The organism is Brevibacillus nitrificans (assembly GCF_003710965.1).
Taxonomy (GTDB): domain Bacteria; phylum Bacillota; class Bacilli; order Brevibacillales; family Brevibacillaceae; genus Brevibacillus; species Brevibacillus centrosporus.
The window spans coordinates 262,454-275,968 of the sequence record NZ_RHHU01000003.1 but is presented as its reverse complement, the minus strand read 5'-3'; the positions used below and the strand labels follow the sequence as shown (position 1 = coordinate 275,968).

12 protein-coding genes are annotated in these 13,515 nt (G+C 48.7%); all 12 read right to left on the bottom strand.

Annotated features, from left to right (window positions below; all coding sequences use genetic code 11):
• Positions 1–103: 103 nt before the first annotated feature.
• Positions 104–1,810, bottom strand: coding sequence for a ribonuclease J (locus EDM59_RS03260; RefSeq protein WP_221176041.1), 1,707 nt, complete (start codon positions 1,808–1,810; stop codon positions 104–106).
• A gap of 194 nt (positions 1,811–2,004) precedes the next feature.
• Positions 2,005–2,874 carry a 4-hydroxy-tetrahydrodipicolinate synthase gene (gene dapA / locus EDM59_RS03255; RefSeq protein WP_122922306.1) on the bottom strand — a complete coding sequence of 290 codons (870 nt, stop codon included), beginning with the start codon at positions 2,872–2,874 and terminating at the stop codon, positions 2,005–2,007.
• A gap of 32 nt (positions 2,875–2,906) precedes the next feature.
• A complete protein-coding gene (gene dapG, locus EDM59_RS03250) occupies positions 2,907–4,133 on the bottom strand; it encodes an aspartate kinase (protein ID WP_092266715.1) in 1,227 nt (408 codons plus the stop codon).
• Positions 4,134–4,144: 11 nt separating this feature from the next.
• On the bottom strand, positions 4,145–5,185 hold the full coding sequence (locus EDM59_RS03245; RefSeq protein ID WP_122922305.1) for an aspartate-semialdehyde dehydrogenase: 1,041 nt from the start codon (positions 5,183–5,185) through the stop codon (positions 4,145–4,147).
• 66 nt (positions 5,186–5,251) lie between these two features.
• Entirely contained in the window at positions 5,252–5,848 is a 597-nt protein-coding gene (locus tag EDM59_RS03240) for a dipicolinate synthase subunit B (protein ID WP_092266713.1), read from the bottom strand.
• Positions 5,845–6,744 carry a dipicolinate synthase subunit DpsA gene (gene dpsA, locus EDM59_RS03235; protein WP_122922304.1) on the bottom strand — a complete coding sequence of 300 codons (900 nt, stop codon included), beginning with the start codon at positions 6,742–6,744 and terminating at the stop codon, positions 5,845–5,847. Before dpsA ends, EDM59_RS03240 begins: the two co-directional genes overlap by 4 nt.
• 137 nt (positions 6,745–6,881) lie before the next feature.
• Positions 6,882–7,142: a YlmC/YmxH family sporulation protein gene (locus EDM59_RS03230; protein WP_122922303.1), complete on the bottom strand. Its 261-nt coding sequence runs from the start codon at positions 7,140–7,142 to the stop codon at positions 6,882–6,884.
• A gap of 84 nt (positions 7,143–7,226) precedes the next feature.
• Positions 7,227–8,480, bottom strand: a complete 1,254-nt coding sequence (locus EDM59_RS03225; RefSeq protein ID WP_122922302.1) for a M16 family metallopeptidase — start codon at positions 8,478–8,480, stop codon at positions 7,227–7,229.
• A 113-nt stretch (positions 8,481–8,593) separates the two neighbouring features.
• Positions 8,594–9,571 carry a polysaccharide deacetylase family protein gene (locus EDM59_RS03220; protein ID WP_122922301.1) on the bottom strand — a complete coding sequence of 326 codons (978 nt, stop codon included), beginning with the start codon at positions 9,569–9,571 and terminating at the stop codon, positions 8,594–8,596.
• A gap of 135 nt (positions 9,572–9,706) precedes the next feature.
• Positions 9,707–11,854 carry a polyribonucleotide nucleotidyltransferase gene (pnp, locus tag EDM59_RS03215; protein ID WP_122922300.1) on the bottom strand — a complete coding sequence of 716 codons (2,148 nt, stop codon included), beginning with the start codon at positions 11,852–11,854 and terminating at the stop codon, positions 9,707–9,709.
• Positions 11,855–12,165: 311 nt separating this feature from the next.
• On the bottom strand, positions 12,166–12,435 hold the full coding sequence (gene rpsO, locus EDM59_RS03210) for a 30S ribosomal protein S15 (RefSeq protein WP_092266965.1): 270 nt from the start codon (positions 12,433–12,435) through the stop codon (positions 12,166–12,168).
• Between the two features lie 133 nt (positions 12,436–12,568).
• The gene (locus tag EDM59_RS03205) at positions 12,569–13,513 is read right to left on the bottom strand and encodes a bifunctional riboflavin kinase/FAD synthetase (protein WP_122922299.1); all 945 of its coding nucleotides are present in this window, start codon (positions 13,511–13,513) and stop codon (positions 12,569–12,571) included.
• Positions 13,514–13,515: the final 2 nt, after the last annotated feature.

Below are 13,515 nucleotides of genomic sequence, written 5' to 3'. Positions count from 1 at the left end.
AGTATGGTTTGGGTGAGGGAAAATAATGCACCTTTGGCAGCAAAATGAAAAAAGCCGAGATCCCCTATACATCGAGGGTTCTCGGCTCCGTGATTCTGTTTTCTTACACTTCCATGATAATGGGCAGGATCATTGGACGACGACGCGTTTGTTCGTACAAATAACGTCCTAATGCTTCCTTGACATTATTTTTAAGTGATGACCACTCATTTACGTTTTCTTCCATGCATTTGACAAGTGTTTGGGTCACTATGCGATTTGCCTCATCCAGCAATTCCTCGGATTCACGAACGTAAACAAATCCGCGTGAAATGATATCAGGACCAGACAAAATCGTGCCATTTTGTTTACTGAGTGTAACGACAACTACCAGAATTCCATCTTGCGAGAGTAACTTACGATCTCTGAGTACGATGTTTCCTACATCCCCTACACCCAAACCGTCAATGAGGACATTCCCCGCTTGCACTTTTGGTCCGTAGCGAGCTCTGCCGCCAGAGATTTCTACCGTATCGCCGTTGTCCAGCAAGAAGATGTTTTCCTCTGGTACACCGACCTGCTCCGCCAAGAGCGAATGGGTCTTCAGCATACGATACTCGCCGTGAATAGGGATGAAGTACTTCGGCTTCATCAAGTTGAGCATCAGACGCAGTTCTTCCTGACTGCCATGACCGGAGACGTGGACGGTTCCGTTTGGTCCATGGCCGCCGTAAATGACATCGGCACCGATGCGAGATAGTTGATCAATTGTTCTTGCCACATATTTCTCATTCCCTGGAATGGGAGTAGCAGCGATAATAACGGTGTCACCTGGAAGGATGTCAATTTTCCGATGGGCGGATCGGGCCATTCGAGTGAGCGCAGACATGGGCTCTCCTTGGCTTCCAGTTGACAAAATAGCCACTTGTTCAGCATTCAATTTATTAATTTCATCTGTATCAACAATAAGCCCTTCAGGAACGTGCAGATAGCCTAAATCACGACTGATGTTGATGACATTTTGCATACTTCTACCGACAACCGTCAGTTTTCGATTGAATTGAACAGCTGCATCCACGACTTGCTGAATTCGATGTACGTTGGATGCAAAGGTAGAAATGATAATGCGTCCAGTAGCTTTACTGAACACGTCTTTTAACGCGATGCCGACGGAACGTTCCGATCCGGTAAAACCGGGCCGCTCGGCATTCGTACTGTCAGAAAGAAGACAGAGCACACCACGATCCCCAATCATCGCCATTTTTGCAAGATCGGCTGTCTGATTGTTAACCGGCGTTTGATCAAATTTGAAGTCCCCCGTGTGGACCACATACCCTTCCGGTGTTTCCAAGCAAACCCCGACACAGTCAGGAATGCTGTGATTTACCCGGAAAAAGGTTGCTTTTACCTTGCCGAGAACGATCTCCGATTCACCGTTGATCAAAACGCGCTTGGTGTCATTTAGGATGCCCGCTTCTTTTAATTTTGCATCAATAAGTCCCAGGGTAAGTTTTGTTGCATAGACTGGTACATTCAGGTGCTTCAGTACATAACTGAGGCCACCGATATGGTCTTCGTGTCCGTGCGTTACAATAATCCCCCGAACCTTGTCGCGATGCTCCTCGAGGTAAGAGATATCCGGAATTACCATATCAATTCCCAGCATTTCCTCTTCAGGGAATTTCAAACCGGCATCAATCACTACGATGTCTTCCTCGGTTTGTACCACGTACATGTTCTTCCCAATTTCGCCGACTCCGCCCAGGGCGAAAATGAGAACAGAGTGATTCGACTTTGCCAAAACGTGTAACCTCCTATATTTAGTTGTCATGTCCACTCAATTAAACCGCCCCAAATCACTTGTTATCATTATACCCGAAGTGAAAACATGAACACAAGGAAAAAGAGCCATTCCCGAAGGAACCGCTCTTTTTCGTTGTTCTGCAGATAGAAATGCTGCCATTCCTATCCGGTATAAGTACAGCTAAGACTACACCTGCCATCTTGGCACCACAATGTTTCTAATCACTGTTCAAGCAAGGAATGCACAAAAGATTTTTCCTGCTCATTTAACTCAACCAAAGGCAAACGCACCCCGCCAACCTCGATACCCAGCTTCGCCAGAGCCACCTTCGTTGGTCCAGGGCTCGGATAGGCAAACAGTCCTTCGAAGACGGGCATTAGCTTTCTGTGCAGGCTGGCAGCCGCTGTATGGTCACCTTCGAGAAATGACTGCATCATTTCCGTCATTTGGCGGCCTACAACATGACTGGCTACACTTACAATCCCGACGCCGCCAATCGAAAGCGTCGGTAGCGTTAAGCTGTCATCCCCACTGTACAGCTCAAAGCCCTCCGGAGCGTGTTCAATGATCTTTGCCATTTGCGACAGATTGCCAGAGGCTTCCTTGATGCAAACCACATTGGGCAGCTCTGCCAGACGCAATGTCGTCTCTGCAGTCATGTTCACTGCTGTTCTTCCTGGTACGTTGTACAGCATAACTGGCAGCTCTGATGCTTCCGCTACTTTCTTGAAATGCCCGTATAGCCCTTCCTGTGAGGGTCGGCTATAGTAAGGCGCCACCACCATTACCGCGTCGACACCTACAGACTGAACTGCCTGTGTAAACTCGACAGAAGACGCGGTATCGTTACTGCCCGTACCTGCAATGATATGACACTTGCCTTTTGCATAAGAGACTACATGCTTGAACAAATCCAGCTTTTCCGCGCGAGATAAAGTGGGTGACTCCCCTGTGGTTCCGCTGACTACAATCCCTTCACTGCCTGTTGCCAGAAGATGGTCAATGAGGCGTTCTGTTTTTTCGTAGTCAACCTCCAGTTTATCGTTAAACGGTGTGACCATGGCGGTTACCAATCGGCCAAAACGTGCCACTGCCTTTCCAACTCCTCTACTCTTTGTCAGTCTTACATATGATGTGCGTGCAGATTGAATTGTTGGTGGAGTGCTCGAACGGCTCTGACCATATCCATTTCGTGTACCAGCACCCAAATCGTCGTATGGGAATCGGCTGATTGCAGAATTTGAATATCTTCTTGGGTCAGCGCTTCAACTATTTGTGCCATGACACCAGGAACTCCTGTCATTCCCGCACCGATGACCGATACTTTGGCACAATGCGGCAATAGCTGTGGTTCATAGCCCAAGTCCATGAGCAACCGCGCAGCTTTTTCACCCATTTCATCGTGAACCGTATAGGCAACACCTAGAGGATTCACATTGATGAAATCTACACTGATATTGTTGGTTGCCATGGTTTTAAACACTTGAAGCTGGGTGTCGTAATGCCCTTCCCGATTTGCCACCTTCACTTGCGTAATATTGGGTACGTGAGCAATCCCCATGACAAGTCGGTCGTGAACAGTATAACCCATCTTCCCTATTTCGAGCATGGTCGTGACCAATGTCCCGGGGTCGTCCGAAAATGTGGAGCGTACGCGAATCGGCACGTTTGCCTGCATCGCAATCTCCACTGCACGAGGATGGATCACTTTTGCACCCAGATGAGCCATATTGCAAATTTCGGTATACGTCACCATCGCCAGCGGCTGTGCTTCTTGTACGATGCGCGGATCAGCGGTCATGATTCCTTCCACATCGGTGAAAATATCCACCATTTCCGCCGATAGGGCGACCCCAAGCGCTGTTGCGGTCGTGTCGCTTCCACCGCGTCCCAGCGTTGTAATCTCCCACTCTTCCGTCCTGCCCTGAAAGCCCGGTACGATGACGACATTTCCTGCCTTCAGTTCTTTGTGGATGCGAGCGGGATCGATTGTCAGGATCTGCGCGTTGCTGAAATCATCGCTGGTAATGATGTTCGCTTGACCGCCCGTGAGAATAGTGGCTTTGATTCCACGTGCGTTTAGCATGCTGCACATGACCGTAGCCGAAATGATTTCCCCCGTATGCATCAGCATATCCATTTCCCGACTTGGCAATTGGTTTCCATTATTGCGAACCAACTGCAGAAGTGTATCGGTAGCATAGGGATCACCCTTACGTCCCATCGCTGATACGACAACGACGAGGGCATAGCCCTCATCGATCGCTTTTTCTATATGGTAGATTGCCCGATTTCGGCAATCCTCCGTCGTCAAGGAAGAACCACCGAACTTTTGGACGAGAATCTTCACTAACCTCTCCCCTATGCTCTTGCTTTGATGAGTTCTTCAGCAATTTGTACTGTATTCCATGCCGCACCTTTGAGAAGGTTGTCAGAAACGATCCACATATGCAGTCCGCGCGGGTGATGGAGATCACGACGCACACGGCCAACAAAGACATCCAGTTTGCCTGTAGCATCGGTAGCAAGCGGATAGCGCTGCTCTTCCGGTACGTCTACGAGAACGACCCCAGGAGCATCCTCAAGCAGAGACTTTACTTCCTCCAGATCGAAATCCTGCTTCAGCTCTACGTAGACAGATTCGCTGTGTCCGTAAACGACCGGAATGCGAACGCATGTGGCCGACACCAATACTGTATCATCACCGAAGATTTTTTTGGTCTCGTTCACCATTTTCATTTCTTCATAAGTAAATCCGTTATCTGTAAACACATCAATTTGCGGAATCGCATTATAGGCAATTTGATGGTGTACGGGAAGCTTTCCTACTGGCAGCACGTTGCATTCTGGCTCTTTGCCATCCAAAATGTCACGGCTTTGGGTTTGCAATTCGTTGATCGCGGATTGTCCGGCGCCGGAAACCGCTTGATAAGTAGAAACGATAATACGGTCTATGCCAAAACGATCATACAAGGGTTTCAGAGCAGCAACCATCTGAATCGTGGAGCAATTCGGATTCGCAATGATACCTTTATTCGCGAGCGCAGCTTCCATGTTTACTTCCGGAACGACCAATGGAACTTCTGGATCCATCCGATAAGCACTGGTGTTGTCGATGACAATGGCACCATGGCGCACAGCATGAGGAGCCAATTCCTTACTTACTCCTCCACCTGCACTAAACAAAGCGAAGTCGACCCCAGCAAAGCTCTCTGGCGTTGCTTCCTCCAGAACAATTTCTTGTCCCTTGAACGTTACGGTCTTACCGGCGGAACGCCCAGAAGCAAGCAGCTTCAGCTGTTTAATCGGAAAATCGCGCTCTTCTAAAAGTCGAATCATTTGTTGTCCGACTGCGCCAGTTGCGCCTACTACAGCGACATTAAAAGTCAGTTGGTTAGCCATCTCTTACTCTCCTCCTAATCGCGAGAAAACAGGTTGGTTGATTTTTGTTTTTCTGTAGTGTTGGAATTAATAGTTGAATCGTTCGATGAGCAAGGGTTGCAATTGTCGCCCTTCCAAGGAAGCCTCACATGTCTCCAACAGTAAGTCCATGCGAGCGACAAGCGAATTAGGCTTTTTATCCGGAGCATCCTGTCCGAATGGCACAAAATAGATGTTTTTGGCAGCCAACAGCTTGGCAATATTGGCCGCATTTAATCCCAAACCATCGTTTGTTGAAATAGCGATAACCAGTGGGCGCAGATTACGCATCGTCGCTTTTGCTGCCATCAACACAGCACTGTCTGTAATGGCATTTGCCAAACGACTGGTTGTGCTGCCGGTGCAAGGCGCAATGAGCATCACGTCCAGCAATTTTGAAGGCCCTAGCGGTTCTGCCTGGGGAATTGTGGAGATCAGCTCTTCTCCTGTAAGTTCCTTTAGCTGCTGCTGCCAGCTAGCCGATGTGCCAAATCGCGTATCTGTCGTCATGATGGTATTGGAAACGATCGGGATCACACGTGCTCCAGCATCGATGAACCGCTTGATCTGCGGCATGGTTTCTTCAAATGTGCAATGTGATCCTGACAACCCAAATCCGATGGTCTTCCCTTGAAGCTTACTCATGATGATTCCCTCCTGGTTTTCGATTGCTCCGCAATGAGACGAGACAAAGTTTGAGCGAGAATTTGTCCTGCGGTTTTAGGTGCAACGATTCCAGGTAATCCGGGAGCGAGAAGCGCTTTGATGCCTCGTCTTTCGGCGTAGCGAAAATCTGTGCCGCCCGGCTTGGAAGCCAGGTCAAGAATAAACGCCGACTGGGGCATTTGAGCGATCACTTCAGCAGTGAGCAATAATTGCGGGACGGTATTAAAAATAAAATCAGCATTTGTGACCTGTTGCCTAAGTTCGCTTATATGGAAGGGAGTCATTCCCATCTCATAAATGCGTGCCAAGTGTTCCTGACGCCGAGCCCCCACTCTGACGCGTGCTCCCAATGCATGCAGTCCTCGAGCCATGGATAAACCGGTTCTGCCTAGTCCCAAAACAATTGACTGCGATCCGTGAATCGTGATGTCCGTATTTTGAATCGCCATCATCAATGCTCCCTCCACAGTAGGGATGGAGTTGTAGATCGCGACTTCATCACGTTCCAAGAGCTCCACCAGTGGAATCTTCTTGGGATCGAGCAGTCTTTTTAAATAGGGCTTTGCCATTCCCGTGTATACCACGCAGTGCTTAGGTAAGCTCGCTACGTGCTCCTCTTGCAGCTGCAATTGTTTGGAGCAAAAAATACTTTCCACGAAGCCTTGGTCATCTGTCCCAACGATTGGAAGGATGAGGGCGTCCACGTCTTTCAACACATCGCATGTTAATGGTTTCTTCGTTGCCCCTGTGAAATTGCTTTCCAGGTTGTCGAAGCCAACTAACGTGACGCTAGCATCCAGTTGTATGCAACGTTTGATTACTTCCAACTGGCGAGCGTCTCCGCCGATGAAGGCAACATGTATGCCCGTTAGCATGCTGCGTTCCCCTTTCCACACATTTTACTGCATTAAATGATCGAAACGCAAAGGTTTTTCCATGTGAAAAAGTTGACGAAAAACGATGCGGTCTACCCCCATCCTATTCTCTTCCCCCTGGTTCGGTGACAGGTGGCCTACTTTTGAGAAGCTTGTATTTCCTGTTGATTTAATTGAATAATGACCATGTCTGGTCCGATCTTCACGATGGAGCTCCAGGGGATGACAATATCTTCACGCTTCTTCCCGAACCCGAAAAAACTGCCCCCTGGCAGGATAATCGACTGGATTTGTCCACTCTCCGGGTGAATGACGAGATCTGAGTCGCTGATCACCCCCATTTTTTCGCCTGTATCCAGACCAATGATTTCTTTCCCTCCCAAATCGCTGAGCCGCATGCTGCTCCCCCCTTTGTCCTGATTACTTGTTGATATACGCAAAAAAATCCGGCCTATGCCGGATTTTTCTTGTACCATTTGTTTCTATAAAAGAATGTCGTTTTTTATATTGGAAGGGAATCCTTCCAACGGGCTTACCATTGCCATCGCCAATTTGGAGCGGAAGAGCTGCTGGGCTACAGACAATACCGTTTCGTGCGTTACCGAATCGATTTTTGCCAAAACCTCATCCAAGTTGAGATGACGTTCCAGTAGCAGTTCATTTTTCCCCAGTCTGCTCATGCGGCTGTTCGTGCTCTCCAGGCTCAGCATGAGGCTTCCTTTTAATTGTTCTTTTCCTTTATTGAGCTCTTTATCGGTAATCCCGTGATCCGCAACATCTCTCAGCACTTGGGAGACGATGTCAAAGACTTGCCCGACCTGCTCCTGAGCCGTACCCGTGTATACAGTAAAAGTCCCTGCTTCCTTATAGGAAGAGTGATACGAGTATACGGAGTAAGCGAGACCACGCTCTTCGCGGATTTCCTGGAAGAGGCGGGAGCTCATACTTCCACCCAGTACATTGTTTAGCAGAATCAGCGAATAGGTATCCTTATGGCCTACTTTAAAACCTGGAAGCGAAATGCACAGATGTGCCTGCTCTGTCTTTTTCTGCTGGAAGATGACATCGGCTGCGAAATCGGGAGTCGTAAGGGTTGGCAAAGTCGAAGAACGCTGGAATGCAGAAAAGCGCTTTTGAATGTCCTCGATCAAGCTGTCCTCAAAGTTCCCTGCAACCGTGATCACCGTGTTGGACGGTAGATAACGTTGATCCACATATCGTTGCAAATCGTCCCGCTTCAGACTTCTCAGGACATCCTCTGTACCCAAGATGGTGTAGCCCAGAGGGTGATTCCCATAGGAAGCTTTTGCGATCAAATCATGTACAAGGTCGTCTGGCGTATCCTCATACATGCTGATTTCCTCAATCACTACATTTTTTTCTTTCTCCAGCTCTTCTGCATCGAAGACGGAGTGAAAATACATATCAGAGAGCACGTCCAAGGCAATTGGCGCATGCTGGTCAAGCACTCGTGCGTAGTAGCAGGTGTACTCTTTAGATGTAAAGGCGTTCACATTGCCCCCAATTTCGTCAAAGGTTTCTGCAATTTCCTTTGCCGAGCGAGTTGCCGTTCCTTTGAAGAACATGTGCTCCAAAAAGTGTGAAATGCCGTTATTTACATCGTTTTCATATTTCGAACCGGTCCCGACCCAGATGCCAAGCGCAACAGAGCGAACTGACGGAATCCTTTCCGTCACGATTCTAAGACCGTTATCACACGTATGACGTTGTATCACACAAATCCTCCTCGGTTGATCATCTCTCTATCCACTTTTCTAGGGGGAAATCTTGTAAACACGTCTAACTATAGCAAACTTCCCTGGTCTCCACAAGAAATGATCACGCTTACTTACTTCTGGAGACGGTTCGCAGAGATCACTTCTGAAACAGTGGTAGGGACCAGTCCTTTCTGCTTTGCAATCGTCAATAGCTGATCGAGACTCGCTTCCGAAGCTGCTGTCGGGTGCATGAGCACGAGTACACCATTCCCCATCAACCGGCTGATCTTGCGCACAACCCAGCTTGGCGAAGGCTTCTGCCAATCCACCGTGTCGGCTGTCCACAAAATCGTCTTCATTTGGAACGAGGACTGGGCGATTTGCACAACCCTCTGATCAAATGAACCGGACGGCGGTGCAAAGAGCGTCGGTTTCACCCCAATCGTCTTCTGAATGACTTCTTGCGTTTTGCCGATCTCCTGCTGAATCCGCTGTGTACCTAACGTTTTCATATCCGGGTGCGAATAGGCATGATTCCCTATTTCATGTCCTCTTGCGGCGATCTTTTTCGCCTCCTCCGGGTAACGTTTTACCCAGGAGCCATCTAAAAAGAACGTCGTCTTCACTCCGTGTTTGTCTAACGTATTCAGCATGGAATCGAGGTACTCGTTTCCCCACGCTACGTTGATCATAAACGATATCGCTGGCTTGTTCGGATTTCCCCGGTAAATAGGTAAAACCCCAACCTGTTCGAGTGAAACAGCAGGCGGGACCTCTTTGTACACCAACGAATCTGGACTCACAATACCCGTAGCGTTCATTTTATGGATGGAGGCCTCTACATCTACAATACGTCCGTTGTAGCCTGGAATTGCAGATTTCCAGCTTTTATCGTAAACGGCGTCGATGGGCAGCTCTTCCACTCCGGCTTTCCACTGCTCGATCAAGCCTCGCAGTCGTTCCCTCTCATCCAGCTGCCCATCCGCCGTTATTGCCTTTTGGCTCTTCATCACATCTATGTATTGATGGATGGGCTTGTAATTGAGCAGCAGCATAAACAGAACTGCGCAGCTGATTGTAAACACAAACCTCCTCTTCGCTGCCGTCATTGGGGCACGCGCCTCCTCCCGTTCGTACAAGTCTCTCTTTGTCCAATGTATGAATCCGGGGGAGGAGTTAGACGAAAAAAGAAAAAAGCTTCCGTACGCGAATTTCTTCGAGTGACGAAGCCTTTTGCTTGTTGTTTATTCAGCTGTTGCTGGTGCAGAGTCTGCTTGCTGAGCAGCTGCCTGCTCCTTCAATACAGCCTTGCGGGAGAGATTGACACGACCTTGGTCGTCGATCTCCGTTACTTTAACTTGTATCTTATCTCCTACGGCGACTACATCTTCGGTTTTGGCTACTCGCTCTTCTGCCAATTGGGAGATGTGGCACAGTCCTTCTTTTCCTGCAAACAGCTCGACGAATGCACCGTACTTCTCTACGCGCTTGACAGTTCCGAGGTAAGTCTGTCCAACAGCGACTTCACGCACGAGGTCTTCGATGATTTGTTTGGCTCGCAGGTTTGCTTCGTGGTTGATCGAAGCGATGAAGACACGGCCATCTTGCTCAATATCGATTTTGACACCAGTCTCTTCGATAATTTTGTTGATGACGCGGCCTTGAGGACCGATGACATCGCGGATTTTCTCCGGATTGATCGTCATCGTCATGATTTTCGGTGCGTATGGAGACAAAGTCTCACGCGGAGCAGAGATCGTGCTCATCATGTGCTTTAAGATGTGCAGTCGTCCGATGCGAGCCTGTTCCAATGCCATTTCCAAAATCTCGCGGTTAATACCGGAAATCTTGATGTCCATTTGGATCGCAGTAACCCCTGCTTCGGTACCTGCCACTTTAAAGTCCATATCACCCAGGTGATCTTCCATGCCTTGGATGTCTGTCAGGATCGAGAACGATTTTTCGTCCTTGCCCATGATCAGTCCCATTGCGATACCTGCTACTGGAGCTTTGATCGGCACCCCTGCATCCATCAAGGCAAGAACGCTTGCGCAAATCGATGCCTGCGATGTGGAACCGTTGGATTCGATAACCTCAGAAACCAATCGGATCGTGTAAGGGAACTCCACTTCGGAAGGAATGATCGGCTCAATCGCACGTTCACCCAATGCTCCGTGACCAATTTCACGGCGACCAGGAGGACGAAGCGGGCGTGCTTCCCCTACGCTGTACGGCGGGAAATTGTAATGGTGCATGAAGCGCTTGGATTCTTCCAGTCCCAGACCATCCAGGATTTGAACATCACCCAGTGCACCCAGAGTAGCCACACTCAATGCTTGGGTTTGACCACGTGTAAACATAGCGGAACCATGTGTACGTGCCAAAATGTCAACTTCACTGGAGAGCGGGCGAATCTCATCGAGAGCTCGTCCATCCGGGCGAACTTTTTCCTCGGTGATCAGGCGGCGGACTTCATCTTTTACGATGTTGCCCAGCACTTCGCCAATCATTTTTTCCTGCTCTTCAAAGGTCTCCGGATTCAAGGCAGCAAAATGCTCCTTGGTCTCCGCTTTAATATTATCAATCGCATCGTAGCGAGCTTGCTTTTCTTCAATGCGTACTGCTTCTTTCAAACGCGCTTCGGCAAAGCCGCGCACAGCCTGATCGATCTCGGGATCTACTTCATGCAGGATCACCTGCATTTTTTCCTTGCCGATCTCCGCAACGATCTGGTTTTGGAACTCAATAATTTTCTTGATTTCATCATGACCCGTCATGATCGCTTCCAGCATGACCGACTCTGGCACCTGGTTTGCGCCCGCTTCCACCATGTTGATCGCTTTATGCGTTCCCGCAACGACCAAGTGGATATCGCTCTTTTCCGCTTGAGCTACAGTAGGGTTAATGATGAATTGTCCGTCTACGCGGCCTACGATGACACCCGCGATTGGTCCTTCAAAAGGAATTTCAGAAACGCAAAGCGCTGCAGATGTACCAATCATGGCAGCAATCTCAGGCGAGCAATCTTGATCGACAGACAGAACAGTATTTACGATTTGTACGTCATTACGGAAACCTTCTGCGAAAAGTGGACGAACCGGGCGGTCAATCAAACGACTTGCCAGAATCGCCTTTTCACTAGGACGACCTTCTCTTTTAATAAAGCCGCCGGGGATTTTCCCGACTGCGTAGAGACGTTCCTCGTAGTTGACAGTTAGCGGGAAGAAATCAAGAGCTTTTGGTTCCTTCGAGACCGTCACTGCAGACAGGATTGCCGTATCGCCGTACCGAACCAGGACCGAGCCATTTGCCTGTTTGGCCATTTTACCAAATTCCAGGGTCAGCTTACGGCCTGCCAGTTCGAAATCAAATGTACGGAATTGTTGCTCCATGTTACTAGCAGTCCTCCTTCACGACAATGTGCATATCTACACTTTGTTTTCTACCTATATGTATTATTTCCTGCCACACACAAAATTAAATGGTTACGCTTGGCAGTCTTCCTGGATAATAAAAAAACCTCTGTCGAGGCTTATTCATGAGGCGCATTTGCGCTACAGAATATAAAAGCAATCGGCTTTTACATTCTTACTCGTTAAAAAAAGCTTCTATTGAACGTTTCAGAGGGTGCAGACCAATGCGGCGCTGCACACTCCTACACGTTAGAAAAAGCGGGAAGAACCCGCTTTTTTCAAGACGCTAATTAGCGACGCAGACCCAGACGGTCTACCAGGGAACGGTAACGTTGAACGTCGGATTCACGCAGGTATGTCAGCAGGTTACGACGTTGACCTACCATTTTCAGAAGACCACGACGGCTGTGGTGATCTTTCTTGTGAGTACGCAAGTGTCCGTTCAGGTTGTTAATGTTTTCGGTCAGGATAGCGATTTGCACTTCCGGCGAACCGGTGTCGTTCTCATGAGTACGGAACTCTTGGATCAGTTGAGTTTTACGTTCTTGAGTCAATGCCATCATGACTCACCTCCTCATTTTTTATACCGTTAGCCGAGTCTGCCGTCGGTGAGCCTCGGTCAGCCAAGCTGCGGTTATCTGTACAACGTTTTGAATTATAGCATACCATTTTGCGAAAAGCAAAGGAGTTTCCTCAATTACGAGAGTACTCTTCTATTTTTTGCTTTGCCGTATCCACGTCACGCTGAATTTGCGCGATCAGGGCATCCACACCAGCAAATTTCTGCTCCTCGCGAATGTAAAAAAGAAACTCTACTTCTACATCTTTGCCATATATTTCGCCCGAGAACTCAAAAATGTGTACTTCTAGCGATTTTTCTTTCTTTTCTAGCTCAAAGGTCGGCTTGATCCCGACATTCATCACGCCGTAGTAGCTTTTCGTATCGACCGTAAAACGTACGCCGTAGACGCCGTTTTTCCCGATCAGATAGGGGGCAGCTACCTTGACATTCGCCGTCGGAAAGCCGATCGTACGCCCACGCTTGTCGCCATGAACAACCGTTCCACGCACTTTATAAGGACGCCCCAGCAGCAGATGGACTTGATTCACATCGCCATCGTACAGGTACTCTCGAATGATCGTACTGCTGACCTTCTCACCCAAACGATTTACAGGCCCGACAATATCCAGCCCATAACGACCCTCGCTCATCTCCTGGAGAGTTTGCGCTGTTCCCATCCCGCGATGCCCGAATGTATAGTCAAAACCGACGACAACATGACGGCAATTCAGGGGCAACAGGCATTCTGAAATGAAATCTTCCGGATACACTGCGGCAAAGCCGATATCAAAGCTCATCACGTAGGTGGTGTCCACACCCATTTTTTCGAATTGCTCCAGCTTGTCAGCAAGTGGAGTCAAATAGCGGGTATAGCCGCTTTGCCCCAAAACCTCGCGCGGATGAGGATCAAATGTCAGCACTGTACTCTGCCAGCCATTTGCCTTTGCTGTATCAATCGCTTTTTGAATGACCCGCCTGTGACCAATATGTACACCATCAAAGTACCCGAGGGCGATGGCGCAAGGCTGTGACTGTAATTCTGTCGACAATGGATATGTCAGGGAGATCGTTTTCACGG